We start from the raw sequence: 23,442 nt of genomic DNA on the forward strand, positions 1-23,442 counted from the left end.
CCTAACCGGAAGGATTCGGGCCATGCGCAACTCACCGAACCGCCTTATCGCCACCGTCTTCGGAGCCGTCTACCTGCTCGTGGGACTCGTCGGATTCGCCGTGACAGCGGGAATCGGCTTCTTCTCCACCGAAGGCGCCAACCTCATCATCTTCGAGGTCAACCCGCTGCACAACGTAATCCACCTCGCCATCGGCGCCGCACTATTGTCCGCGGGCCTGAAAAACGTCCAGCTGGCCCGCACCGTCAACGCCGGCGTCGGTGCCGTGTACCTGCTGGTGGGCATCCTCGGCCTGTTCCTGCTCAGCTCGCCGCTGAACATCATTGCCCTCAACGGAGCGGACAACGTGCTCCACCTGGCCAGCGCCGTTCTGCTGCTGGGCGTCGGCCTGTCCATGGACAAGGCCCCCGTGGCCGCCCGCGCCTAGGTGTACTCGGCCAGGGCAGCAGAGAGCCAACCCCCATGCAGCGCGAGGCAGAGCTCCGCAACCGCCGGGAAGCGGGCTTGATAAGACAAACGCCGACGGCGGATGCCCCGCCGCCGGCGTCGCCCGGGGAGGCAGCCGTCCGGCTGTTCGCAGGCTTCGCGGGTCTCGGCGCCGCTTCCGTCAATCTGGCAGTCTCTTCCAGCCTGTTCGCTGCGGACGGGACCGGGCCGCCGTGGCAGACCGGCCTGGCCGTGGCTGCCGCCCTGTGGGGAGCAACCCTGCTCGCCTGGACGGTGGCGGCACTGCGGAACGGCAACTTTCCTTGGGCCCGCACATCCGCAGCGGCGCTCCCGGCAGCCGCGGCGGTCCACGTGCTGGCCATCGTCACGGGCGCAGGAGGCGACATGGCCGGCCTCAGCCTCAGCCACCTCGCTGCCTTGCTGCTGACCCTTATGATCATCGCTGCCAAAGCCTGGCTTGGCCGGCAGCCCGGCGGTGATGACGGCGGCGTTGATGTCGACGGCGGCCGGCCCGCCTCCGGTGGAACGGGTGCCGGGCGGCTCCTCGCCACTGCCTTCGCCGGCGCCCTGGCGGTCGCGGCCATCGCGACGCCGGGACTCGCGGGGTCCACGGCCGGCCAGTTCGCCGTCCCGCACGGCAGCCATTCCGGCGGCGCGGCCGGACACCACGGTCCCTGAAGCAGCACCAGCAGCCAGGCACACAGAAGCCCCCGCGCCTACGCGCGGGGGCTTCTGTCTTGTTGGCCGGTCAGCGGCCCGGAGCTAGATCACGGAATCAGTGATCAGCGGCTTTCTCGGCACCGACGCCGGTCAGGGAGCGGACTTCCATCTCGGCCTGCTTGCTGCGGTCCTCGCGGTTCTTGTCCAGGACCGTGCCCAGCCAGCCGAGGAGGAAGGCCAGCGGGATGGACACGATGCCCGGGTTGCTCAGCGGGAAGATCGCAAAGCTGGCTCCCGGAATCATCGACGTCTTGGCCCCTGACACCACCGGTGAGAGCACGATCAGGATGATCGCCGATGCCAGGCCGCCATACATGCTCCATACTGCGCCCTGGGTGGTGAACCGGCGCCAGAACAGCGAGTAGATGATGGTGGGCAGGTTGGCGGATGCGGCGACGGCGAACGCGAGCGCCACCAGGAAGGCGACGTTCTGGCCGTTGGCGAAGATGCCGCCCAGGATGGCCATGATGCCGATGACCACCACGGTGCGGCGGGCCACCTTGACTTCAGTGTCGGCGTCGGCCTTTCCCTTGGCGATGACGCTGGCGTAAATGTCATGGGCGAAGGACGCCGCGGCGGTGATGGTGAGTCCGGCCACCACCGCGAGGATCGTGGCGAAAGCAACCGCGGAGATGAAGCCCAGGAGCAGCGGTCCGCCCAGGTAGAAGGCCAGCAGCGGGGCGGCGGAGTTGACGCCGCCGGGAGCAGCCTTGATGGTGTCCGCACCGACGAGGGCAGCGGCACCGTAACCGAGGACCAGGGTGAACAGGTAGAACAGGCCGATCAGCCAGATGGACCACACCACCGATTTCCGGGCTTCCTTGGCCGTGGGCACGGTGTAGAAGCGCATCAGCACGTGCGGCAGGGCGGCCGTGCCGAGAACCAGGGCGAGGCCGAGGGACATGAAGTCCAGCTTGGATGTTTCGGTCTTGCCGTACTGCAGGCCCGGGTTCAGGACGTTGGGGTTGTTGGAGGTCTCCACGGCCGCACCCAGCAGGCTGGACAGGTTGAAGCCGTAGATGGCCAGGACCCAGAGCGTCATCACGGCGGCACCGGCAATGAGCAGGATGGCCTTGATGATCTGCACCCAGGTGGTGCCCTTCATGCCGCCGATCAGCACGTAAGTGATCATGAGGGCGCCCACGACGATGATCACCAGGGCCTGGCCGCCCCAGTCGCTGATGCCCAGCAGCAGGGAGATCAGGCTGCCCGCACCGGCCATCTGGGCCAGCAGGTAGAAGAAGCACACTGCCAGGGTGGAGATGGCGGCGGCGATGCGGACCGGACGCTGCCTGAGCCGGAAGGAGAGGACATCGGCCATGGTGAACTTGCCGGTGTTGCGCAGCAGTTCGGCCACGAGCAGGAGCGCCACGAGCCAGGCGACAAGGAATCCGATGGAGTACATGAAGCCGTCGTAGCCGTTGATGGCGATGGCACCGGTGATCCCCAGGAAGGATGCCGCGGACAGGTAGTCACCGGCGATGGCGGTGCCGTTCTGGGACCCGGTGAAGGAGCGGCCGGCCGCGTAGTAGTCGGCCGCGGTCTTGTTGTTCCGGCTCGCCCGCAGGACGATCACCATGGTGACGGCGACGAACAGGGCGAAGATGCCCATGTTCAGGAGCGTGGTGTCCTTGAGCGCGGCGACGTCGACCGCTGTAGGAATGCTGATCACTTGGATGCTCCACCCATGCGGTTGCCCGCTTTGTCGAATTCGTGGCCCTCAATGCCGTGGCGGATCTCCGCGGCGATGGGGTCCAGCTTCCGGTTGCAGTAGCTGACGTACCAGCCCGTAATGGCAAAGGTGGTGACGAACTGGAGCAGGCCCATGATCAGCCCCACGTTGATGTTCCCCCACACCTTGGTGGACATGAAGTCGACCGCATAGTCGGCCAGCAGGACGTAGGCGAAGTACCACAGCAGGAATGCCACGGCCATGGGGAAAACAAAGCTGCGGTGGCGCTTGCGCAGTTTCTGGAACTGCTCGGTGGCTTGGACTTCCTCGAAGTCCGCGGACGCCGCGACGTCCGGAGTTCGGGCACTGTTACCCATCGTTCCTCCTCATTGAGACTTTCTCCCACACGGGCTCGCACGCTCCAGGCCAGTGTGACTCCTATCACTGTGCTCCGGTCTTGGGAAAGGTTCCAGTACCTGCGGAAACCGGTCGCCTAGCGGTCACGATGCTGCGACAAACGGCACGCGCTACGCTGGGCAACATGCCCGACTCCCCTCTCTACGCTGTCGCCGCCGTGGCGGTGATCGCCCTGGCGATTGCCGTCGTCGTCGGGGTTGGCCTCAAGGTGCTCCGCTCCTTCCGCGAGCTGGGGACCGACGCCGAGCGTGCCACCTACAACACCCTTCATGCGGCGTCGAAGGCCGGCCGGCACCTCCGGACGGGGCTGAACCCGGCCGGTGCTGCGAAGGCCAGCCGGCAGCTCCGGGCCCTGCTGGGGTGCGACGCCCTGGCCATCACCGACGTGTCCGGGGTGCTGGCCTGGGACGGTCCCGGCGAAGAGCTCCGGCCCCGGCTCATGGAGCTCGCCGCCGATGTGCTGTCCAACGGGAGGACGCAGATGTTCAGCGCCGGCGACCTGCAGGTGCCTCCCCGGAAATCCGGTTCGATTGCGTCCGCCGTCATCGCGCCCATCCGGGCGGGCTCCCGGGTGGTGGGGGTTGTTGCGGCCTTTGCCCCTTCCGCCGGAGCCGGCCTGGTCCGCGCCACCACCGAAGTGGCCGACTGGGTGGCCGCCCAGGTGGAGCTGGCGGAGCTGGATGCCTCGCGGACCCTCCTGATGGAAGCGGAGGTCCGGGCGCTGCGGGCACAGATCAGCCCGCATTTCATCTACAACTCGCTCAACGCCATTGCCTCCTTCATCAACACGGACCCGGCGCGGGCCCGCGAACTGGTGGTGGAGTTCGCGGACTTCACCCGCTACTCGTTCCGGCGGCACGGGGACTTCACCACGCTCGCCGAGGAGCTGCGGTGCATAGACCGGTACCTCCTGCTGGAACGGGCCCGGTTCGGTGACCGGGTACAGGTGAGCCTGCGGATCGCGCCGGAGGTGTTGAGCACGGTGATACCGTTCCTGAGCCTGCAGCCGCTCGTGGAAAACGCGGTCCGGCACGGCCTCGAGGCGAAGGAAGGCCCCGGCCACATCACCATCTCCGCCAACGATTCCGGCGCCTTCGCGGAGGTCACCATCGAGGACGACGGCGTGGGGATGGATCCGGTGCAGCTTCAGTCCATGCTGGCCGGACATCTGGACGGGGAACACGTCGGGCTGCGGAACGTCGACGCACGGCTTCGCCAGGTGTACGGCGACGACCACGGGCTGGTGATCGAGACGGCCCCCGGCGAGGGGACGCTGATCACCATGCGGGTCCCCAAGTCCCAGCCGGGGCACAACGCCTGAGAACCCCGCGGCCCGGCCGGCAGATAACCTAGAACCATGATTAACGTACTCGTCGCCGACGACGAGCTGCCCGCCATCGAAGAACTCGCCTTCCTGTTGGGCAGGGATGAGAGGATCGGCACCATTTTCCGCGCGTCCTCCGGCGCCGAGGCGCTGCGGGCCCTCGAAGCCGAAACTGTGGACGCCGTCTTCCTCGACATCCACATGCCGGCAGTGTCCGGCCTGGAGATCGCGAGGGTCATTTCCCGCAGCAGCCGGCCACCCGCCGTCGTCTTTGTCACCGCGGACGAGGACTGCGCCCTGGAGGCTTTCGAGCTGGCCGCGGTGGACTACCTGCTGAAGCCCGTCCGGGCGGAGCGGCTGGCCCGCTCCGTGGGCCGGATCAGCGAGCTGATCCGCGACGGCGGCGGCCCCGCCCCGGAGATGATCACCGTGGACCAGGGCGGCACCACCAGAATGATCCGGCGCGACGACGTCACTTACGTCCAGGCGCAGGGGGACTATGCGCGGCTGCACACGGCCGATGCCAGCTACCTCATCCGCGTTCCCCTGGCGGACCTTGAACAGCAGTGGGCGGACGCCGGCTTCATCCGCACCCACCGTTCGTATCTCATTGCGCTCTCGCACGTCACGCACCTGAAGCTCGCCGCGGTCCGTCCCAGCGTCACTGTGGAGGATGCCGAGCTGCCCATCAGCCGCCGTCACCTGCCGGCCGTCCGGGAGAAGCTCGAGGCCACCCGGATCCGGCCGCAGGCATGACACGCGTCAGGGTGACGGCGCCCCGTTCCGCGGCCAGGCCGGCAACCGAGCCGCGGGAGGCCGCCGAGGAATCGGAAATGGGGCAGGTGTTTGTCCGCTCCCTGATCCGGTCCCAGCTGCGGCTCGCCCTGGTGGTTGCGGGCGGATTCCTGCTGATTCTCGGCGCGTTTCCCCTGCTGCTCGGTGCCATCCCCGGGCTGGCCGAAACCCGGATTGCGGGAATCCCCTTTGACTGGCTCCTGCTGGGCGCCGGAATCTATCCGGTGGCCGGGATCAGCGCGTGGCTGTATATCCGCAGCGCCACGCGCAACGAGGCGCGGTACCGGGACCTCGCCGAGGACAAGCTGTGAGCCCCGCCGTCGGGATCGCCGCCGTTGCCGCCGTGTCGGTGGCCACCGCGGTGATCGGCTTCTACGGGCTCCGGATCTCCCGGACCACCGGCGACTTCTACGTGGCTTCCCGCACCGTGCGGCCCTGGTGGAACGCCTCCGCGATCGGCGGCGAGTACCTGTCTGCCGCAAGCTTCCTCGGCGTGGCCGGCCTGATCCTGCTGTCCGGCACTGATGCCCTGTGGTATCCCGTGGGGTACACGGCCGGCTACCTGATGCTCCTGCTGTTCGTGGCGGCCCCGCTCCGCCGCTCGGGGGCCTACACGATTCCGGACTTCACGGAGGCGCGGCTGGACTCCCGCGCCGTGCGGCGGGTGACGAGCCTGGCAGTGGTCATTGTGGGCTGGCTGTACATTGTTCCCCAGCTGCACGGCGCCGCCCTGACGATCCGGACCACCACGGGCCTGCCGCCCTGGGTAGGGTCCACCGCGGTGGTTGTGGTGGTGTGCCTGACCGTGGTTGCAGGCGGCATGCGTTCGATCACTTTTGTGCAGGCATTCCAGTACTGGCTCAAGCTCACGGCGCTGGCCGTCCCCATCATCTTCATGGTCTTTGTCCTGAGCGGAAACGATCTTCCGGCAGAGGCCGCCCCTGCCACCAACCCCACGGGCCAGGTTCCGGCCGGCCCGTACCAAAACATCTCGCTTCTGGTGGCGCTGCTGTTCGGAACCCTGGGCCTGCCGCATGTCCTGGTCCGCTTCTACACGAATCCGGACGGGCACTCCGCCCGGCGCACCACCCTGATTGTGCTGGGCCTGCTCTCCGTGTTCTACCTGTTCCCCACGGCCTTCGGACTGCTGGGTCGCGTCTTCGCACCCGAACTCGCCGACACAGGGCAGGCCGACGCCGTGGTGCTGCTGCTGCCGGGACGCCTCGTGGGCGGGCCTGCCGGCGAACTGCTGTCGGCCCTCGTGGTGGCCGGAGCCTTCGCCGCCTTCCTGTCCACGACGTCAGGGCTGGTGGTTTCCCTGGCCGGCGTGATCAGCCAGGACGTGCTCGGGGGCAGCGTCCGCGGCTTCAGGCTGGCCGCGCTGGTTTCAGCCACGGTTCCGCTGGGCCTGGCATTCACGACGGACTCGCTGGCCCTCGCCGGCAGCGTGGGCCTGGTCTTCGCCTTCACGGCCTCCACGATCTGCCCGGTGCTGCTGCTGGGAATCTGGTGGCGGGGCCTGACCGATGCCGGTGCCATTGCGGGCATGGTGACGGGAGGCGTGCTGTGCGGCGGGGCCATGGTGGCCGGAACAGTGCTCGGGGCGGCCGGGACGCCGTCCTGGCTGGCCCAGCCGGCGGCCTGGACGGTGCCTGCAGCCTTTGCCGTCATGATCCTGACGTCCCGGGCAACCAGTGCACGCGTGCCGCGGACCATCACCAAGGTCATGACCAGGCTGCACACGCCCGAAAGGCCGCTCGCCACGGAACGCTGAGCGGGCTCCGGCGGCCCCAGCCTACGGAACGCGGACGCTCAGCGGCGGGTGACGCCGTTCAGTCGATCGCGGCCATCAGTTCGACGACGCGGTCCAGGAATGCGTCCACCTGGGTTTCCTCGTAGCCGTCCTTTCCGACGGCCGGACGGAACACGGCCCGGCGGACGTTGTCCACGCTGAGCGGCTTGTCCTCCTCAAGGTAGCCGATCAGGTCCTTGCAGAGCCTGTCCACGTCCTTGGTGTTGTAGCTCCGCGCCTTCTTCTTGACCGGGTGGCGGAACCTCTCGCCGTCGGGCCTGTGCAGGCGGCCCCGAAGCGTTCCGGAAAGCTGCCCGATCTGCCGCAGCCAGGCATCCTCCCCCTGCACCGCGATGAGTTCGTCGCGTTCGCGGCGGGCGAAGGCGTCTTCGAGCCGATCGAGGGCCGCGTCAACCGCCGTAGCGGAATATCCGCCCTTGACCGGGTCGAAAGACACCGACCGGACGTCGGCGCTCTTGATGGGGTGGACGGCCGCCGCCGGCGTCTCCAGGGATACACGGGCCCGCTGCAGGAACTGGTCCACCTGCTTGGCGTTGTAGCCGTAGTCGGTCCGCGCCACACGCTCGAAAGACGCGGGGATCTGCCGCTTGCTGTCCACTCTCACCATGTTTCCTTCAATGCTTTTCAGCTCAGTAGTAACCGCAATATTGTAGGGCGCCGCGCTAGCCGGCGGGGACCCGGCAGAGCCGTGCCCGGCAAACCCGGACCCCCAGGGCCGGAGCCTCAGGGCCGGAGTGTCAGGTGCCGGACACCAGGACGAACAGCATGTACGCCACCGGGGACGCGAACACAATGGAGTCGAGCCGGTCCATGACCCCGCCATGCCCGGGCAGGATGCTGCTCATGTCCTTGATGCCCAGTTCGCGCTTCACCATGGACTCGGCGAGGTCGCCGGCGGTGGCGGATGCAACCATGCCGACGGCCAGGACCACGCCCACCCACCACGGCTTGCCCAGCAGGAAGATGCTTGCCAGGACACCGATCAGCATGGCGCCGGCCATGGACCCGGCAAAGCCTTCCCATGATTTCTTGGGGCTGATCTTGGGAGCCATGGGGTGCTTGCCGAGGGATGCCCCCACGAGGTAACCGAAAGTGTCGTTGGAGACCACGAGCAGGAGCAGGATGACGATCTGCCACGCCCCCTCCGGCACCACGCCGCCGGGCCAGGGGCCGATCGGAGTCACACCGCCCGCCACGTGGAGCGGCAGCGCCGCGAAACTGATCAGGAACGGAACCCAGGCCAGGGTGAAGACGCCGGCGAAGATGCTCCGGGCCGAGCCGGTTGCGCTCTCGACGGACCGCCACAGCAGCACCGCAACGCTGCTGATCAGCATGGCGAACAGCAGGCTTTCCGGTCCGCCGAAGTAGGCGGAGAACGGCATGGCCACGGTGCCGACCATCACGGGGACGATCGGCAGGCGTGTGCCGGTGGCCTCGAGGGCACGGAAGATTTCCCACACGCCGAAAATGGCAAAGGTAGTGGTGACGGCGACGAACCCCAGCGGCAGGAACAGCAGGCCGCCCAGCACGGCAAAGAGCATGGCCAATCCGACGGCGGTTGCCGCCGGCAGGTTGCGTCCGGCCCCGGGGGTCGGGTTAGGCCTCGGCTGGCGGGTCCGCGATCGCGCCCGGGCTCCGGGGGCCTGCTGTGCCTGGCCCATCAGACTTCGAGCAGCTCAGCTTCCTTGCGCTTGAGCAGTTCGTCGATGCCGTCGACGTGCTGCTTGGTCATGGCATCGAGTTCCTTTTCACCGCGGCTGCCTTCGTCCTCCCCTGCTTCGCCGTCCTTGACGAGCCTGTCCAGGGTTTCCTTGGCCTTGCGCCGGATGTTCCGGATCGAGATCTTGGCGTCCTCACCCTTGGACTTCACGATCTTGACGTACTCCTTGCGGCGTTCCTTCGTGAGCTCCGGGATGGTGATGCGGATGACGTTGCCGTCGTTGGACGGGTTCGCGCCGACCTCCGAATCGCTGAGGGCCCGTTCGATGTCGCGCAGGGCAGTCTTGTCGTACGGGGTGATGAGGATGGTGCGGGCATCGGGAACCGCGAAGGAGGCCAGCTGCTGGAGCGGCGTGGGGGTGCCGTAGTACTCCACCATCACCTTGTTGTACAGGCCCGGGGTTGCCCGGCCGGTCCGGATCGAGGCGAAGTCTTCCTTGGCTACCTCAACCGCCTTGTCCATCTTGTCCCCGGCTTCGAGCAAGGTTTCTTCGATCACGATCTCTCCTCAGAAATTGGTTCCCGGCGGACCGGGGCATTTCACAATCCGGGTTCCGCCCGATGGGCGGAACCTTCCTAAAAATATCCTAGCTGTAACTAGGGGGTGACCAGCGTTCCCAGCTGTTCGCCGCGGATGGCGCGCGTGACGTTGCCTTCGCCTTCCATGCCGAAGACCACCATGGACAGGTTGTTGTCCTTGCACATGGTCATCGCGGTCTGGTCCATGACCCGGATGTCGCGGCGGAGGGCGTCGTCGTAGCTGAGCTTTTCCAGCTTCTCCGCGCTCGGGTCCTTCTTCGGATCGGCCGTGTACACGCCGTCCACGCCGCTCTTGGCCATCAGCACCACGTCCGCGTGGACCTCGAGGGCGCGCTGGGCGGCCACGGTGTCGGTCGAGAAGTAGGGCAGCCCGGCCCCGGCGCCGAAGATCACGACGCGGTTCTTCTCCATGTGGCGGATGGCACGGCGGGGAATGTAGGCCTCGGCGACCTGGCCCATGGTGATGGCGCTCTGGACCCGGGTCTCGACGCCGGCCTGCTCCAGGAAGTCCTGCAGGGCGAGGCAGTTCATGACGGTTCCCAGCATGCCCATGTAGTCGGCACGCGACCGGTCCATGCCGCTCTGGGAGAGTTCGGCTCCGCGGAAGAAGTTTCCGCCACCCACGACAATGGCAACCTCGACGTCGGGAACGGCTGCGGCGATCTGCTTGGCGACTCCCCGGACGGTGTCCGGGTCAACGCCCAGCTTGCCTCCTCCGAAGACCTCACCGGACAGCTTCAGGAGGACCCGGCGCCTGTTCTTCTCTGACTGGACTGAAGTTTTGACGGCTTCCATGGTGCCTTCCCGTTGGTGAACTCTGAGCTAGATTATCGTGCTGCACGGCCAAAGCTCATATTCCCGCCTGGCCCGTGCATGCAAAAGGGGCGGCCACCGAAGTGACCACCCCCTTGCGTGTCTGACTAGGAGCCGACGCGGAAACGCGTGAAGGCGGTTCCCTTGACGCCGGCCTCTTCGAGGACCTGCGCCACAGACTTCTTGGCATCCTTGGCGAAAGCCTGGTCAACCAGGACTTCACCCTTGTAGAAGCCCGTAACGCGGCCTTCCACGATCTTGGTCATGGCGGCTTCGGGCTTGCCCTCGGCCTTGGCCGTCTCTTCGGCGATGCGGCGCTCGGACTCAACGAGTTCAGCCGGAACGTCTTCGCGGGAGAGGTAGTTCGGAGCCATGGCTGCGATGTGGACTGCGACGTCGTGGGCGGCCGTTACAGCGGCTTCGCCTTCGCCGTCAACAGCGAACAGAACGCCGACCTGGGCCGGGAGGTCTTTGGAGGTCTTGTGCAGGTAAGCGTCGACCGTGGCGCCCTCGATGCGGGAGATGCGGCGGACCACTACCTTCTCGCCGAGGACAGCGCCCTCTTCGACAACGACCTCGGACAGCGGCTTGCCGTCCACGTCGGTGGCGAGCAGGGTCTCGAGGTCGGCGGCGCCGGACTCGACGGCGATGGCGAGGACCTTGTCGGCCAGCTGGATGAACTTGTCAGCCTTGGCGACGAAGTCGGTCTCGCAGTTGACCTCGATCATTACGCCCACGCCGCCGTCGACCTTGGCAGCAACCAGGCCTTCAGCAGTGGAGCGGCCTTCGCGCTTGGTAGCGCCCTTCAGGCCCTTGATGCGGATGATCTCGATGGCCTTCTCGGCGTCGCCGTTGGCTTCGTCGAGAGCCTTCTTGACATCCATCATGCCGGCGCCGGTGCGCTCGCGCAGAGCCTTGATATCAGCGGCAGTGTAGTTCGCCATGTGAACCCCTCTGTCTAGAAAATTTATGTGGTGTACGGACCGACAGGACGGCAGCTCACCTGGTGAGCCGCCATCCTGTCAGTTACCCCGGCACTGCGGACAGAGCCGGGAAATCCCGGTGGAGTTGTTTACTTCTCGGCGTCGGTAGCCTCGGCAGCGGCCGGGGCTTCCTCTGCAGCGGCAGCATCTTCAGCAGGAGCAGCTTCAGCGGCCGGTGCTTCGGCGGCTGCCGGAGCTTCCTCGGACTTGCTGCCCTCGAGGAGTTCGCGCTCCCACTCGGCCAGCGGCTCTTCCGGGGTCTCGGCAGTGCCGGTTGCGCGCTGGTTGCGGGCGATGAGGCCCTCTGCAACAGCGTCAGCAACAACGCGGGTCAGGAGGTTCACGGAGCGGATGGCGTCGTCGTTGCCGGGGATCGGGAAGTCGACTTCGTCCGGGTCGCAGTTGGTGTCCAGGATGGCCACAACGGGGATGTTGAGCTTCTTGGCTTCGTCAACGGCCAGGTGTTCCTTCTTGGTGTCCACGATCCAGAGCACGGAGGGTGCCTTGGTCAGGTTGCGGATACCGCCGAGGTTGGACTCAAGCTTGGTGAGTTCGCGGCGAAGGAGCAGCAGTTCCTTCTTGGTGTAAGCGGAACCGGCGACGTCGTCGAAGTCGATCTCTTCGAGTTCCTTCATGCGCTGGATACGCTTGGCAACCGTCTGGAAGTTGGTCAGCATACCGCCGAGCCAACGCTGGTTGACGTACGGCTGGCCAACACGGGTGGCCTGCTCGGCAATTGCTTCCTGAGCCTGCTTCTTGGTGCCGACGAAGAGTACGGTTCCGCCGTGCGCGACGGTGGCCTTCACGAACTCGTAGGCGCGGTCGATGTAGGACAGCGACTGCTGAAGGTCAATGATGTAGATGCCGTTGCGCTCCGTGAAGATGAAACGCTTCATCTTCGGGTTCCAACGACGGGTCTGGTGTCCAAAGTGGACGCCGCTGTCAAGCAGCTGGCGCATAGTTACGACGGGCATGCCGACGCTCCTTCCGGCAGGTCATTCATGAGAGAGCCCATGGGCCGCTCTTACCCTGCCAATAGTTGACGGTTATTTAGCTTCGCCCAGGCGGGCCAAGCTCCTGGCATCCATTGCGCTTCTCATCAGGACCGTTGCCGGCCTGACCGCAAGAGGCACAATCCTCCTCGGCGGGAAGCATCGGCTTCCGGTTTTGGAGGGCTGGATACGCGTAGTCAGCTGCTGCTCCCCCGCACTCCTGAATGGGGCGTGCTGACGCTACCCCAGAGACTGGAATACGTTGAGGGCACAGCAAACTGCTCCACCAAGTGTACTACAGGGGCACGTGGCAAAAGCACCAGTTCCGGGGCCGCCGGCGGCGTTTTCCACATACGCCGAAGAGGCGGTTCCGGCCGCCGGTCCCGGCGGCGAAGCTGGGTGAATGAAAGCCCCCGCGCTCATCGCCCTCCTGTTCCTCGCGGCTGCCGCAACAGCACCGGCAACCGTGCCTGCCGCCGGCGCTCCGGCTGCCCCCGTCAGCCTCCGTGCTCCGCTGCCGGCGGCGGGCTCGTGGAGCTGGCCGCTGACTCCCCGGCCGGCGGTCCTGCGGGCCTTTGACCCGCCGGACAAGCCGTGGCTCAGTGGCCACCGGGGCGTGGACCTGAAGTCCTCGTCCGACGGCGGACCGGTCACCGCGCCGGAGTCCGGCACCGTGAGCTTTGTGGGCGTCGTGGTGGACCGGCCCGTCATCACCGTGGACCACGGCAACGGCCTGCGCAGCAGCTTCGAACCCGTGGCGAGCACGCTGGCGAAAGGCGACGCCGTGGCCAAGGGGCAGCTCCTGGGCACGCTTCTTGCCGGGCACTGCGGCCCGACGCCCTGCGTTCACTGGGGCGTGCGCCGGGGCGACGAGTACGTTAACCCGCTGGAATTCGTCCTGGACCTGCGGCCGTCGGTCCTGCTGCCCCTGGACGGACGGCCTCCCGACTGACCCTGCGGGGTCGGGCGGGATCGGGCGGGATTGCGGCCGGGACTACACGTGGGGCTAGACGATGGCCGAGATGCCGGTGATGGCACGGCCGGTCACCAGCGTGTTGACCTCATGGGTGCCCTCGTAGGAGTAGATGGCCTCTGCGTCGGCGAAGATCTTGGCCATCTCAAAGTCGGTCACGATGCCGTTTCCGCCGAGCAGGCTGCGGCCAATGGCCACGCTCTCGCGCATCCGGGCGGTGGTGAACGCCTTGGCCAGAGCAGACTGCTCATCCTTGGCCTGGCCCGCGTCTTCGAGCTGCGACAACCGCACCATCATGCCCATGGAGCTGACGGTGTTGCCCAGCATCTGGACCAGCTGGCTCTGCACCAGCTGGAACGACGCGAGGGGGCGTCCGAATTGGTGGCGCTCCACCGCGTAGCGCCGGGCGACGTCAAAGGCGGCAAGCTGCTGGCCCACGGCCTGCCACGCCACTGCGAGACGGGTGACCTTCAGGACCTTGTTGGTGTCGCGGAAGCTGTTGGCATGGGCGAGTTTGAAGAACTCCGGAACGGCCACATTCTTGAGCGTGATGTCCGCGTTCTGCACGGTCCGCAGCGATATCTTGTTCTCGATCTTGGTGGCGCTGAACCCGGGCAGCGTGGTGGCCACGAGGAATGCCTTCACCTGGTTGTCAGCCACGTCTTTGGCGTAGATGACTACCCAATCGGAGAAGGTCGCGTTCCCGATCCAGCGCTTTGCGCCGTTGAGAATCCACTGGTCACCCTCGCGCCGGGCCGTAGTGCGCGTTCCGCCGGCGACGTCGGAGCCGCCCAGGGGTTCCGTGAGGCCGAAGGCACCGATCTTCCTGAGTGCGTAGATGTCCGGCAGCCAGGCGTCCTGCTGCTCGCGGGAGGCGAGCGCCTCGATGGACCCAGTGAAGAGTCCGTCGTGGACACCCATGAATGTGGCAATGGACGTGTCCGCGCGCGTGACCTCGGCGTGCACGATGCCAGCGAAGAGGTTGGAGTAGCCCTGGCGGCGCACCGGGCTGACGAGGTCGATCTCGGCGAGCTTCGGGATCAGCTCCATCGGAAACTCGCCCCGGTTCCAGCAGTCCACCGCAATGGGCTTCACCTCGCGGGCCAGGAAGGAGCGGATCTCGGCCAGCCGGTCCTGTTCTTTGCCGTTGAGCAGCTGCTCGAAGGCGAAGAAGTCGCCGTCGGCGTAGGGCAGGTCGTTAATGTCGGTCGCAGCTGTGGACATGATGTTCCTTCGCGGGTGATCAGCACCGGCCTGACGGCCGCGCCTTGCGTCAGCAGTATGTTACTGGTGAGTAACTTACCGCAGTTGCCCTGGGAAACAAAGCCCGCGGAGCACACCCGCGTGCGGCCACTGGCATGTGACTACTGCAACCTCTTCAGGCCCCGCCCTTCTTCCTTTCCGAACATGGCCGCGAAAAGCAGCGCCAGGACCGCCACCAGGTAACCGACGCTGACGCCAATGAACCAGCTCACTCCGGCGCTTTCCAACCCTGTCACCACGATGACCAGGCAAAGAAAGAGGGCAGCCAGGTTCATGATGACTGCCACTTCCCGCCACTTCGACAGCCTTCTCCGCACCTTCCGACGAGGCACGTTCGCGGGAGACAACCTGTCTTCAAGGGCCAGGAAGACCAAGAGGGAGGGGATGACTTGGGCGAGCAATCCTGCCGCGTCCGGATCGATATTCATGGCGCAAGCTTAGGCACCATCTCCGCCGTCCCGACCGGTAACCACCGACGGATCCTCCAACGGAAGAACGGCCGTCGGAACCTCGCCCGACGCTTTCACGGGCCGGCATCACAATGAAAGTGCCCCCGAGCCGCGTTTCCGCGGCTCAGGGGCACTTTTCGGGTAGGGCTACTCGGACTTGAACCGAGGACCTTAGGATTATGAGTCCCGCGCTCTAACCAGCTGAGCTATAGCCCCACGCCCCGGATGCTGCGGCCCCTCACCGGGGTCCGCCATCTGCAGGGCAAAAACACTCTAGCAAACTGGCGGCCGGCTCTAGACCACCTTGGCCTTAGACCACCTTGTCGTCGTAGCTCGCGCCACGGTACAGGTCCTCGAAGGTCTGAAGGGTCCCCTGGATGCTGTGGGGCTCCACCATGCAGCGGCTGGCGTGACCCATGGCCTTCCGCTCCTCGGCCGGCAGGCGCAGGATCCGCGTCAGCTTCTCCGCCAGGTCCGCGCTGTCGTTGGGCGTGAACAGATAGCCGTTCTCACCGTCCCGCACCAGGTGGGGAAGGGCCATGGCGTCGGCCAGGAGCACAGGTGTGGAGGCTGACATCGCTTCAAGGGTCACCAGCGACTGCAGCTCCGCGGTTCCCGGCATGCAGAAGATGTCCGCCCTGATGTACGCCTTGCGCAGGTCCTCGTCGCTGGCCAGGCCCAGGAACCTGACCCGGTCCTGCAGGCCGAGCCGCTCCACGAGCGCCTCAAGCGCAGACCGGACTTCCCCTCCGCCCACGATCTCCAGGTGCACGTTCAGGTCCGCGGGGCTGGCCGCCACGGCTTTGATCAGCACATCAACGTGCTTCTCTTCCGCCAGCCGGCCCGCAAAAAGGACGGTGGGATGAGCGTGCGGCTCAATGACCTCGTCCGGCCTGAGCTCGTAGGCAGCGGAGTCGATGCCGTTGGACAGCGGCAGCACCTTGCGCAGGAAGGCGTGCTGGTGCATGGCCTTGGCGGCCAGCGGGGTAGGCGTGGTCACGACATCCGCCTGGCCCATCACCTTGCCCATGTCCTTCCAGGATATTTTCCCGATGATGTCCTTGAACCACTGCGGGAACGGCAGGAACGGGTTGAGGTTCTCGGGCATGAAATGGTTGGTGGCCACGATCCGGATACCGCGCTTCGCGGCTTCGTAGAGCACGTGCTCGCCGATCATGTAGTGGCTCTGGATGTGCACTACGTCCGGCTGAACCTTGTCGAACAGCAGGCTGATCTCCTTCTTGATCTCCCACGGGAAGCAGATCCGGAAATACTCGTGCGTGAAGACACCGTGCGAGCGAAGCCGGTGGACGGTGGCTTCCTTGCGGATTTCGGTGAAGCTTTTACCCTTGTCCGGCCGGCAGGCGAGAACGTGGACGTTGTGTCCGCGGGCCGTCATTCCCTGGGCCAGCCTGTAGCCGAACTGTGCTGCGCCGTTGACGTGGGGCGGATAGGTGTCCGCCGCAATGAGGACGGTCAGTGGACGCTGGGCATCGGGCATGGTCACGTGGAGAGCTCCTGATGGTCACGGTGCGGTTGGCTTTGACAGACCGCACCTGGTGGCCGCTGGCGCGTTGGCGCCTGGCCCGCAGTGAAAAATCGGCTAGTGGGATGCCCTGCCTGCAGCCTTCCGAGCGTCTTTCTTGCGCTTGGTGACTTCGGGATGGTGCCTGGAGAGGGCTATCACTCCCACGATAGCAAGGGATGCGGCCGTACCCATGGCAATCGCCAAGACGGCGTGGACATCCGGACGCAGCTCTCCCAGGATGGCGATGCCGATCGCGATGCCCACAATGGGATCAATCACCGTCAGCCCGGCAATCACCAGGTCCGGCGGGCCGGTGGAGTAGGCACTCTGCACGAACCAGGACCCCAGGCCTCCTGCCGCTGCGATGGCAACCACCGAGTACCACTGCACGTTCAGCAGGGCCAAACCGTTCGGATCGATGAGGTGCTTGCCGATGATCCGGGTCAGCACCGCCACGAATCCGAACAGGACGCCGGCGCCAAGGATGTAGATGAAGGCGCTCATGCGGTGCTTGAACATGGCCGCCAGCGTGCCGAAGATACTCACGGCCAGGGCAAGCAGCAGGACAATGGTGAGCTCGTCGGCGGAACTGACGTGGTGGTTTTCCTGCGTAACGAACACGGCCAGGAGAACAAACAGCGCCGAGCCCGTGACGCAGGCGGTGATCGCCACCACCGTGGCCCGGTTGATGCTCAGCCCCTGGTCCTTGGTGTTCACGATGGTGGTGATGACCAGGGCGATGGCTCCGATTGGCTGCACGACGGTCAGCGGGGCCGACACCAGGGCGACGGCGTTCATCGCCATGCCCATGCACAAGAGCAGGAGCCCGAAAACCCACCGGGGATTCCGCAGCAGGCGCAGGAATCCGTTGGAGCTGAGCGCCAGCCCGCCGGTGTCGGCTTTGACCGCGCTCCCCTGCCGTTGGGCGCCAAAGGCCAGGAAGAATGCGCCCATGACCGCGAGGAAAACCGCAACCCACACCATCAGCCGTGCCCGCCGTCGTCAGCAGCAAGCACTTTGCCTTTCCGGCGGATGGCCCAGAAATAGTTGTAGGCGGCCACCCAGTGGCCGAGCAGCCCCAGGCCGAGCACGATCCACGCCGCAACGAAGTAGGCATCAGCAAAGGGTATGGCCAGTTTCGAAAGCACCAGGAGCGGAGTTCCCAGCAGCAGCAGTCCGGTGCGGGCCTTGCCCACCATGCTGACCGGCAGATCCGGATGGCCGTGGAAATAGAACAGCGACATGGTGAGCAACACGGCATCCGGCACCAGGAGTGCGGCCAGGTACCACCACTGCACCACTTCTGCTATCACCAGTGTGACCGCCACGGCGATGAGCGCCAGCCGGTCGGCAATGGGGTCCAGGACGCGGCCCAGCTTGGAGGTTTGGTTGAACCGCCGGGCGACGTACCCGTCAACCCAGTCGGTGCCGCCCATGACGGCCAGCACCAGAACAGCCAGTCCGTACTCGTGCCGGGAAAGCACCAGCCAGATGAAGAGCGGCACGCCCATGAAGCGCAGAACCGTGAGGAAGTTGGGGATGGTGAAGACCAGATCGCGGTCGACGTGCGGCTGGCCGGGCCCGGAACCAGCGCCGGTGAACCTCATCCGGTCCCCCTCTCCATGGCGGGCGGCGTCTTCCTGTCAAAGTTCAGGGCAGCGCTCAGCTCTTGAACAGTTTGCGTAGCAGCGCGAGCAGGACCGCGGCGGATGCGGCGAGGGCGAGCAGCGGCTTCCAGCGGGCTTCCAGCTGCCCCGGCAGGGAGCCCCGGTTTTCTCCGGAGCGGGCCGATGACGACAGTGACGAAAGCTTTTCGGCCGCCCGCTCCGTGCCTTCCCGGAGTTTGTCCTTGCCGTTGTCCAGGCGGTGCCGGGCAAGAGCAAGGAGGGCCTGGGCCTGGGGTTTGACGTCGATCTCCTCGCCAAGCTCGTCACGGACGCCCTTGAGGTGTTCACGGCGCTGGTGCAGGCGGCGGCGGAGTTCCGGCTCGGTGGGGGCGGGCAGGTCAACGGCCTCTGCTGCGGCCTTGGCTTCCTTGTCTGTCTTCTCCTTGGCCTTGGCAGCCTCCTTGGCTTCCTTGGCAGCCTTGGCCTGCGGCGAGTTCGGGTCCAGCACAGCGGGGTCGAAGTCCGAGCCTTCCTTGGCGATGCCAAGATCATGCTTAAGGCCGCGGATAGTGTCCTCCGGGACGAGCGGCATTGCCTGCTTGAACTTCCGGAGGCCGACGAGCCCGCCGATGAGGGCAATGATGAGGAACACGGCGCATACGATCAGTGCCGCGAGCCAGGCAGGCATGATGGTGGCCAGTCCCATGATGGCGGCGACGATCAGGCCGGTCAGCAGGAAGGCGGCAAACACGGCGGCCACTCCGAAAAACGCTCCGGCAACGCCCAGCTGCTTGCCCTTGCGCTTGACCTCGACCTTGGCCAGGGCAATCTCGTCGTTGAGCTGGCGCGGCGCCAACTGGAAGATGAGTTTCAACGTTTTTGGCAGCGCAGTAATACGCAATCCCTGGTTGGCCCGCCCGCTGTGACGCCCGCTCATAGGTTCCGCCTAACTGGTTCCATAGTTGATTCTTCTTCGGCTTCTCCGGGTCGGACTGTTGCTCAGCGCGTCCCCGGTGACAAAACTATCATTCAGGGTCTTCCCCAACTTCTGGAAATACTTTCCGGCGAGCCCTCCAACGCTGTAAAAGTATGATCTTTGCACCCTAGGATTGGTCTCTGTGACCACCATCAACCCGGGCGATGCACTCAGCCGCCGCCAGAAGTTCCTCTACATCCTCCTTCTTGGCGCCCTCACGGCTCTGGGCCCGTTCACCGTGGACCTCTACCTGCCGGCCTTCCCGGCGCTGGAGGCGAGCCTGGGAGTATCGGAGGCGGCCGTCCAGCTCACCCTGACCGGCACAACACTCGGCTTTGCGCTGGGACAACTGGTGGTTGGGCCGTTCAGCGACAAGTTCGGCAGGAGGATGCCCCTCATCCTGGCAACGGCCCTGCACATCGCCGCCTCGGTCGGGGCCGCGCTCTCGACGGACATTGCCAGCCTGGGCCTCTTCCGTGTCCTGATGGGCATTGGCGCAGCGGGCGGCGGCGTCGTGGCCATGGCCATGGTGCGCGACCTCTTCAGCGGCTACGCCATGGTCCGGATGTTCTCACGCATGGCCCTGGTCAACGGGCTGGCCCCCATCCTGGCGCCCGTCATCGGATCGCAGCTGCTCCTGGTGATGCCGTGGCCTGGCATCTTCGTGTTCCTGGCGTGCTACGGCACCGTGGTCATCGTCGCCGCAATGTTCCTGGTCCGCGAGACACTGCCGCGGGAGAAGCGCGGCCAGTCGGGCATGACGGCGCGGCAGCGCTACCGTGCGCTCTTCTCCGACCGGATCTTCGTTGGCCTGCTGATGCTCGGCGGCATGAACTTCGCCGGGCTGTTCACATACCTCTCCGCGTCCCCGTTCCTGTTCCAGGACATCTACGGATTCACGCCGCAGCAGTACGGCCTGCTGTTCGGCGTGAACTCCCTCGGCATCGTGGCCGGAGTCCAGACCAGCTCCAGGCTCATCCGCCGCGTGCCCCCGCAGTGGATCCTCGCCGGCTCCACCGCCTGGATGTTCCTGATGGCCGTCCTGATCGTCATCTTCGACCAGCTGGGGTTCGGGCTCTGGGGCGTGATGGTGCCGCTGTGGTTCTACATCCTCGGTACGGGCTTCACCTTCCCGAGCGTGCAGGTCCTGGCACTGTCCAGCCACGGCGCGCAGGCCGGCACTGCGGCATCGCTGCTGGGCGCCTCCACGTTCATGATGGCCGGCATCATCTCGCCCGTGGTGGGCTGGCTGGGCGGCAGTTCCGCCACTCCCATGGGCGCCGTCCAGGCCTGCTGCATTTTCCTCGCCGCCGCGGCCCTGTGGCTCGTGGTCCGGCCCAGGACCGTCCCGTCCATCCACTAGGCCCCTGGCTGCACGCAGCCAGTAGGCTGGCAGCATGACCCGCAAACCGCACCGCAACCGCCGCGGACTGTTCGTTGGAGCGATCCTCGGAGCAGTGGCAGGGTACTTCGCCGGCAGGGCCGTGGGGAACCCTGCGATGGGCATCATCCTTGGTGCCGTGGCGGGTTCGGCGCTGCTGTACCGCCTCAATCCGGGGCCATGGAACCGGCCCTGAGCCGGCTCTGAACCCGCTTTGGGAACCGGCGAGGGACCCGGCACTGAGCGCCCGCTCTCCCTTACGGCCAGCTGCTGCGGCCATCTTTTCGGCGCGGCCCCGTGCGCGATAAAGTTGTTACGTGCCCCACTGGCAGGATCATCCTCCACTTCCGGCCACGTGGCAGCGCTGCGACGCCGGCATACTGCCGTTGTGGTGGGACCGGCTGTGCACACAGACCAGTGCGCAGTCGGCAGCTCTCTATGCGGCGGGACTTTTCACTGAAGACCGACGGCGGCCCATAGCCCAGTGGTTCAACCCGGCATTCAATGCGGCCCTGCTGGTGGCCCCGGAGACGTCCCCGGAATGGCCGGTTCAGCGCTTCGGCATCTTCTACGCCCCGCCCGACGGCGGGTTCACACGCGTCCATTCCTCTCCGCACGAATGGCACCCGCGGGAGCCCCGGAAGTCGCCCACAGAAAGGGAGGCCTTCGCCGAGGCCGTGGCCGAGGCCGAGAGGTTCCTCCAGGTGGAGATGGACTTCGTCTGAATCGCTACTTAAGACAACAGCCCCCGGCCTCATGAGGCCGGGGGCTGTTACTTGCTCCTCCTGCTGGACTTGAACCAGCAACCCTTCGATTAACAGTCGAATGCTCTGCCAATTGAGCTAAGGAGGAATGAAGCAGGTATGACATTAGCAAAGGTTCCGCCGCTATGGGAAATCGGCGGAACAGGGCGGCGAAATACCCCGCCCGGGTATGAAAAAGTCCCCGTTCCGGAGGCCCGGAACGGGGACTGTGCGCTCCTCCTGCTGGACTTGAACCAGCAACCCTTCGATTAACAGTCGAATGCTCTGCCAATTGAGCTAAGGAGGAATGAAGCGGGTATAAGCCTAGCAAAGACCCTGCCGGGAAACGAAATCGGCCCCGGGCCGGGCCTCCTCGCAGGGCGGTTTAGGCGTCCGAGCGGAGCGAGCGGCGCTCCATTTCCAGCATCATAAGTTCGCGGTTCAGCCGCTGGAATTCCTCCGGCTGGGCGCTGGCATCCAGCCGTTGCAGCTGTCCCATCTTTTCCGCCTTCACGCGCGTGATCTGCAGCTCGAAGAGCCTCGCCAGGATGTCCCGGCAGTATTTGAGCACGCCCTCGGCGGTGTTGGCCGGCAGCGGGACCACGGCGAGCTCGGAGACCAGCGGCTGCAACGGCTCCGGAACCTCCTGGCGCAGCTTCTCCACCCACTGCACAGGATCGCCGATGAAGCCGTGCCCCGTGGCACGGATGGCATCGTGGATGGCTTGGTAGGCCGGAGTGGCGAACCGGACGGCCGCAAACCGCTCCCAGATGCCGCCGCCCAGCATTGCCGGCTCCTGGAGGGCCACCTCCAGCGCCTGGCGCTCCATGGAGGCCACCGGGTCCCGCGGATCAGGACGGTTGAAGGACGGGAGGACGCCCGACGCCGGGAGCGGGGCAACGCCGGGAGCAGAGTTATGCGGGGCGCCCTGGGCGCCGCGCTTGGCGGCCGCGGCAACCGCGCCGCCTACGTCCTCGATGGACATTCCCAGCCATCCGGCCAGCTCCCGCGTGTACGCGGGGCGGATGCCGGCGTCGCGGATCTGGGCCACCACCGGTGCGGATTCCCGCAGCGCGGCCACGCGGCCTTCCACGGTGTCCAGGTTGTGCCTCTTCAAGGCCGCCCGGATGGCGAATTCAAAGAGCGGCCGGCGTGTGGCGATCAGTTCGCGGACAGCTGCGTCACCCCGGGTCTGGCGCAGGTCGCAGGGGTCCGCGCCGGTCGGCTCCACGGCAACGTATGTCTGGGCGACGAAGCGCTGATCCTCCTCGAAGGCCCGCAGGGCCGCCTTCTGGCCGGCGGCGTCGCCGTCGAAGGTGAAGATGACCTCTCCCCCGGTGCCGTCGTCGGACAGCAGCCGGCGGGCGATCTTGATGTGGTCGGCGCCGAACGCTGTGCCGCAGGTGGCCACCGCCGTCGGGATCCCCGCGAGGTGGCAGGCCATGACGTCCGTGTAGCCCTCCACGACCACCAGCTGGCGCTCCTTGGCGATGCTTCGCTTGGCGAGGTCGATGCCGTACAGGACCTGGGACTTCTTGTACAGGGTGGTTTCCGGGGTGTTCAGGTATTTGGGGCCCTGGTCATCCTCGTAGAGCTTGCGCGCGCCGAAGCCGATGGTGTCCCCGGCGATGTCCCGGATGGGCCAGATGAGGCGGCCGCGGAAGCGGTCGTAGATGCCCCGGTTGCCTTCGGAAAACATGCCCGTCAGTTTCAGCTCGGCATCCGTGAAACCGCGGCCGCGGAGGTGTTTCAGCAGCGCGTCCCAGCCCTGCGGCGCGTAGCCGACGCCGAACTGATCCGCCGCCGCGCGGTCGAATCCCCGGAGCTGCAGGAACTTCCGGCCCTCGGCGGCGCCCTGGGTCAGCAGCTGCGAGCGGAAGAATTCATCGGCCACCTTGTGGGCGTCCAGGAGCCGCTGGCGCTTGCCCACCTCCTCGCGGTTCGGGCCGGTGCCGCCGTCCTCGTAGCGCAGCTCGTAGCCGATCCGGGCGGCCAGCTTCTCCACGGCCTCGTGGAAGGAGGTGTGGTCCAGCTTCTGCACGAACGCGATGACGTCGCCGTCCTCGCCGCAGCCGAAGCAGTGGTAGCGCCCCACCTGGGGGCGGACGGTGAACGACGGCGAGCGCTCATCGTGGAACGGGCACAGGCCCTTGAACGAACCCAGCCCGGCACCCTTGAGCGTGACGTACCCGTCGACTACTTCCTTGATGTCCGTGCGCTGGCGTACTTCATCGATATCTTCACGTTTGATCAGGCCGGCCACGAAGCCATCCTAGTCCCGGGGGCC

The 23,442-nt window shown here is 66.1% G+C and carries 25 protein-coding genes and 3 tRNA genes; 10 read left to right on the plus strand and 18 right to left on the minus strand.

Annotated elements, in window-relative coordinates; translation table 11 throughout:
• Positions 1 to 22: 22 nt before the first annotated feature.
• Together B1A87_RS11440 and B1A87_RS11445 are read left to right on the plus strand one after the other, a co-directional pair.
• Positions 23 to 427 (plus strand): DUF4383 domain-containing protein, encoded by a 405-nt coding sequence (locus B1A87_RS11440; protein WP_078026384.1) that lies wholly within the window; start codon positions 23 to 25, stop codon positions 425 to 427.
• A 35-nt stretch (positions 428 to 462) separates the two neighbouring features.
• On the plus strand, positions 463 to 1,125 hold the full coding sequence (locus B1A87_RS11445; RefSeq protein WP_260680798.1) for a hypothetical protein: 663 nt from the start codon (positions 463 to 465) through the stop codon (positions 1,123 to 1,125).
• Positions 1,126 to 1,222: 97 nt separating this feature from the next.
• Here B1A87_RS11445 and B1A87_RS11450 read toward each other — a convergent pair whose 3' ends face one another.
• Positions 1,223 to 2,779 (minus strand): cation acetate symporter, encoded by a 1,557-nt coding sequence (locus tag B1A87_RS11450; protein WP_260681046.1) that lies wholly within the window; start codon positions 2,777 to 2,779, stop codon positions 1,223 to 1,225.
• A 56-nt stretch (positions 2,780 to 2,835) separates the two neighbouring features.
• Entirely contained in the window at positions 2,836 to 3,216 is a 381-nt protein-coding gene (locus B1A87_RS11455) for a DUF485 domain-containing protein (protein WP_078026382.1), read from the minus strand.
• 164 nt (positions 3,217 to 3,380) lie between these two features.
• Here B1A87_RS11455 and B1A87_RS11460 point away from each other — a divergent pair, with 164 nt between their 5' ends.
• Genes B1A87_RS11460 through B1A87_RS11475 form a run of 4 tightly spaced genes read left to right on the plus strand, consistent with a single transcriptional unit; the run spans position 3,381 to position 7,149 of the window.
• On the plus strand, positions 3,381 to 4,577 hold the full coding sequence (locus tag B1A87_RS11460) for a sensor histidine kinase (RefSeq protein WP_078026381.1): 1,197 nt from the start codon (positions 3,381 to 3,383) through the stop codon (positions 4,575 to 4,577).
• Between the two features lie 36 nt (positions 4,578 to 4,613).
• Positions 4,614 to 5,336 carry a LytTR family DNA-binding domain-containing protein gene (locus B1A87_RS11465; protein ID WP_078026380.1) on the plus strand — a complete coding sequence of 241 codons (723 nt, stop codon included), beginning with the start codon at positions 4,614 to 4,616 and terminating at the stop codon, positions 5,334 to 5,336.
• Complete coding sequence (locus tag B1A87_RS11470; RefSeq protein WP_078026379.1) at positions 5,333 to 5,686, plus strand: hypothetical protein; 354 nt, start codon at positions 5,333 to 5,335, stop codon at positions 5,684 to 5,686. The genes B1A87_RS11465 and B1A87_RS11470 overlap by 4 nt, the downstream gene beginning before the upstream one ends.
• On the plus strand, positions 5,683 to 7,149 hold the full coding sequence (locus B1A87_RS11475) for a cation acetate symporter (protein ID WP_078026378.1): 1,467 nt from the start codon (positions 5,683 to 5,685) through the stop codon (positions 7,147 to 7,149). The genes B1A87_RS11470 and B1A87_RS11475 overlap by 4 nt, the downstream gene beginning before the upstream one ends.
• A gap of 58 nt (positions 7,150 to 7,207) precedes the next feature.
• Here B1A87_RS11475 and B1A87_RS11480 read toward each other — a convergent pair whose 3' ends face one another.
• From B1A87_RS11480 to rpsB, 6 genes are all read right to left on the minus strand, one after another.
• A complete protein-coding gene (locus B1A87_RS11480; protein ID WP_395940243.1) occupies positions 7,208 to 7,795 on the minus strand; it encodes a DivIVA domain-containing protein in 588 nt (195 codons plus the stop codon).
• 130 nt (positions 7,796 to 7,925) lie between these two features.
• Positions 7,926 to 8,849: a phosphatidate cytidylyltransferase gene (locus B1A87_RS11485; RefSeq protein WP_078026377.1), complete on the minus strand. Its 924-nt coding sequence runs from the start codon at positions 8,847 to 8,849 to the stop codon at positions 7,926 to 7,928.
• Positions 8,849 to 9,406: a ribosome recycling factor gene (frr, locus tag B1A87_RS11490; protein ID WP_078026376.1), complete on the minus strand. Its 558-nt coding sequence runs from the start codon at positions 9,404 to 9,406 to the stop codon at positions 8,849 to 8,851. The genes B1A87_RS11485 and frr overlap by 1 nt, the downstream gene beginning before the upstream one ends.
• A 98-nt stretch (positions 9,407 to 9,504) precedes the next feature.
• A complete protein-coding gene (gene pyrH, locus B1A87_RS11495; protein ID WP_078026375.1) occupies positions 9,505 to 10,242 on the minus strand; it encodes a UMP kinase in 738 nt (245 codons plus the stop codon).
• A gap of 125 nt (positions 10,243 to 10,367) precedes the next feature.
• Positions 10,368 to 11,204 (minus strand): translation elongation factor Ts, encoded by an 837-nt coding sequence (tsf, locus tag B1A87_RS11500; protein ID WP_078026374.1) that lies wholly within the window; start codon positions 11,202 to 11,204, stop codon positions 10,368 to 10,370.
• A 128-nt stretch (positions 11,205 to 11,332) separates the two neighbouring features.
• Positions 11,333 to 12,217 (minus strand): 30S ribosomal protein S2, encoded by an 885-nt coding sequence (rpsB, locus tag B1A87_RS11505; protein ID WP_078026373.1) that lies wholly within the window; start codon positions 12,215 to 12,217, stop codon positions 11,333 to 11,335.
• Positions 12,218 to 12,638: 421 nt separating this feature from the next.
• On the opposite strand from rpsB, the gene B1A87_RS11510 reads away from it, so the two are divergent.
• The gene (locus tag B1A87_RS11510; RefSeq protein ID WP_078026372.1) at positions 12,639 to 13,187 is read left to right on the plus strand and encodes a M23 family metallopeptidase; all 549 of its coding nucleotides are present in this window, start codon (positions 12,639 to 12,641) and stop codon (positions 13,185 to 13,187) included.
• A gap of 54 nt (positions 13,188 to 13,241) precedes the next feature.
• Here the strand turns inward: B1A87_RS11510 and B1A87_RS11515 are convergent, their stop codons facing one another.
• From B1A87_RS11515 to B1A87_RS11545, 7 genes are all read right to left on the minus strand, one after another.
• Positions 13,242 to 14,432 carry an acyl-CoA dehydrogenase family protein gene (locus B1A87_RS11515; protein ID WP_078026371.1) on the minus strand — a complete coding sequence of 397 codons (1,191 nt, stop codon included), beginning with the start codon at positions 14,430 to 14,432 and terminating at the stop codon, positions 13,242 to 13,244.
• A 140-nt stretch (positions 14,433 to 14,572) separates the two neighbouring features.
• Complete coding sequence (locus B1A87_RS11520; RefSeq protein WP_078026370.1) at positions 14,573 to 14,899, minus strand: hypothetical protein; 327 nt, start codon at positions 14,897 to 14,899, stop codon at positions 14,573 to 14,575.
• A 163-nt stretch (positions 14,900 to 15,062) separates the two neighbouring features.
• A tRNA-Ile gene (locus B1A87_RS11525) sits at positions 15,063 to 15,136 on the minus strand.
• Positions 15,137 to 15,230: 94 nt separating this feature from the next.
• Positions 15,231 to 16,427 carry a glycosyltransferase gene (locus B1A87_RS11530; protein WP_078026369.1) on the minus strand — a complete coding sequence of 399 codons (1,197 nt, stop codon included), beginning with the start codon at positions 16,425 to 16,427 and terminating at the stop codon, positions 15,231 to 15,233.
• Between the two features lie 96 nt (positions 16,428 to 16,523).
• The gene (locus B1A87_RS11535; protein WP_078026368.1) at positions 16,524 to 17,432 is read right to left on the minus strand and encodes a DMT family transporter; all 909 of its coding nucleotides are present in this window, start codon (positions 17,430 to 17,432) and stop codon (positions 16,524 to 16,526) included.
• Complete coding sequence (locus B1A87_RS11540; protein WP_078026367.1) at positions 17,432 to 18,055, minus strand: CDP-alcohol phosphatidyltransferase family protein; 624 nt, start codon at positions 18,053 to 18,055, stop codon at positions 17,432 to 17,434. The genes B1A87_RS11535 and B1A87_RS11540 overlap by 1 nt, the downstream gene beginning before the upstream one ends.
• 55 nt (positions 18,056 to 18,110) lie before the next feature.
• Positions 18,111 to 18,992: a phage holin family protein gene (locus B1A87_RS11545; RefSeq protein ID WP_078026366.1), complete on the minus strand. Its 882-nt coding sequence runs from the start codon at positions 18,990 to 18,992 to the stop codon at positions 18,111 to 18,113.
• A 181-nt stretch (positions 18,993 to 19,173) separates the two neighbouring features.
• Between B1A87_RS11545 and B1A87_RS11550 the strand changes: the two genes are divergently transcribed.
• The 3 genes from B1A87_RS11550 (at position 19,174) to B1A87_RS11560 (ending at position 21,137) form a co-directional block, all read left to right on the plus strand.
• Positions 19,174 to 20,394 carry a multidrug effflux MFS transporter gene (locus B1A87_RS11550; protein WP_395940244.1) on the plus strand — a complete coding sequence of 407 codons (1,221 nt, stop codon included), beginning with the start codon at positions 19,174 to 19,176 and terminating at the stop codon, positions 20,392 to 20,394.
• 34 nt (positions 20,395 to 20,428) lie between these two features.
• Entirely contained in the window at positions 20,429 to 20,608 is a 180-nt protein-coding gene (locus B1A87_RS11555) for a glycine zipper 2TM domain (protein ID WP_078026364.1), read from the plus strand.
• Between the two features lie 121 nt (positions 20,609 to 20,729).
• The gene (locus tag B1A87_RS11560; RefSeq protein WP_056629491.1) at positions 20,730 to 21,137 is read left to right on the plus strand and encodes a hypothetical protein; all 408 of its coding nucleotides are present in this window, start codon (positions 20,730 to 20,732) and stop codon (positions 21,135 to 21,137) included.
• A gap of 54 nt (positions 21,138 to 21,191) precedes the next feature.
• On the opposite strand, the gene B1A87_RS11565 is transcribed toward B1A87_RS11560, so the two are convergent.
• The 3 genes from B1A87_RS11565 to dnaG all read right to left on the minus strand — a co-directional run bounded on the left by B1A87_RS11565 (position 21,192) and on the right by dnaG (position 23,418).
• Positions 21,192 to 21,264 (minus strand) — tRNA-Asn (locus B1A87_RS11565).
• Positions 21,265 to 21,389: 125 nt separating this feature from the next.
• A tRNA-Asn gene (locus B1A87_RS11570) sits at positions 21,390 to 21,462 on the minus strand.
• Positions 21,463 to 21,540: 78 nt separating this feature from the next.
• Positions 21,541 to 23,418 carry a DNA primase gene (gene dnaG / locus B1A87_RS11575; protein WP_078026363.1) on the minus strand — a complete coding sequence of 626 codons (1,878 nt, stop codon included), beginning with the start codon at positions 23,416 to 23,418 and terminating at the stop codon, positions 21,541 to 21,543.
• Between the last annotated feature and the right edge of the window lie 24 nt (positions 23,419 to 23,442).

Source organism: Arthrobacter sp. KBS0703, from assembly GCF_002008315.2.
Taxonomy (GTDB): domain Bacteria; phylum Actinomycetota; class Actinomycetes; order Actinomycetales; family Micrococcaceae; genus Arthrobacter.

Coding starts and splice junctions, on each gene's coding strand:
- B1A87_RS11445 (WP_260680798.1), top strand. CDS start 463: ATGCAGCGCGAGGCAGAGCTCCGCAACCGCCGGGAAGCGGGCTTGATA.
- B1A87_RS11535 (WP_078026368.1), bottom strand. CDS start 17,432: ATGGTGTGGGTTGCGGTTTTCCTCGCGGTCATGGGCGCATTCTTCCTG.
- B1A87_RS11460 (WP_078026381.1), top strand. CDS start 3,381: ATGCCCGACTCCCCTCTCTACGCTGTCGCCGCCGTGGCGGTGATCGCC.
- rpsB (WP_078026373.1), bottom strand. CDS start 12,217: ATGCCCGTCGTAACTATGCGCCAGCTGCTTGACAGCGGCGTCCACTTT.
- B1A87_RS11480 (WP_395940243.1), bottom strand. CDS start 7,795: ATGGTGAGAGTGGACAGCAAGCGGCAGATCCCCGCGTCTTTCGAGCGT.
- B1A87_RS11555 (WP_078026364.1), top strand. CDS start 20,429: ATGACCCGCAAACCGCACCGCAACCGCCGCGGACTGTTCGTTGGAGCG.
- B1A87_RS11540 (WP_078026367.1), bottom strand. CDS start 18,055: ATGAGGTTCACCGGCGCTGGTTCCGGGCCCGGCCAGCCGCACGTCGAC.
- B1A87_RS11440 (WP_078026384.1), top strand. CDS start 23: ATGCGCAACTCACCGAACCGCCTTATCGCCACCGTCTTCGGAGCCGTC.
- B1A87_RS11510 (WP_078026372.1), top strand. CDS start 12,639: ATGAAAGCCCCCGCGCTCATCGCCCTCCTGTTCCTCGCGGCTGCCGCA.
- B1A87_RS11470 (WP_078026379.1), top strand. CDS start 5,333: ATGACACGCGTCAGGGTGACGGCGCCCCGTTCCGCGGCCAGGCCGGCA.
- B1A87_RS11485 (WP_078026377.1), bottom strand. CDS start 8,849: ATGGGCCAGGCACAGCAGGCCCCCGGAGCCCGGGCGCGATCGCGGACC.
- pyrH (WP_078026375.1), bottom strand. CDS start 10,242: ATGGAAGCCGTCAAAACTTCAGTCCAGTCAGAGAAGAACAGGCGCCGG.
- B1A87_RS11465 (WP_078026380.1), top strand. CDS start 4,614: ATGATTAACGTACTCGTCGCCGACGACGAGCTGCCCGCCATCGAAGAA.
- B1A87_RS11455 (WP_078026382.1), bottom strand. CDS start 3,216: ATGGGTAACAGTGCCCGAACTCCGGACGTCGCGGCGTCCGCGGACTTC.
- B1A87_RS11515 (WP_078026371.1), bottom strand. CDS start 14,432: ATGTCCACAGCTGCGACCGACATTAACGACCTGCCCTACGCCGACGGC.
- B1A87_RS11520 (WP_078026370.1), bottom strand. CDS start 14,899: ATGAATATCGATCCGGACGCGGCAGGATTGCTCGCCCAAGTCATCCCC.
- B1A87_RS11450 (WP_260681046.1), bottom strand. CDS start 2,779: ATGGGCATCTTCGCCCTGTTCGTCGCCGTCACCATGGTGATCGTCCTG.
- B1A87_RS11545 (WP_078026366.1), bottom strand. CDS start 18,992: ATGAGCGGGCGTCACAGCGGGCGGGCCAACCAGGGATTGCGTATTACT.
- tsf (WP_078026374.1), bottom strand. CDS start 11,204: ATGGCGAACTACACTGCCGCTGATATCAAGGCTCTGCGCGAGCGCACC.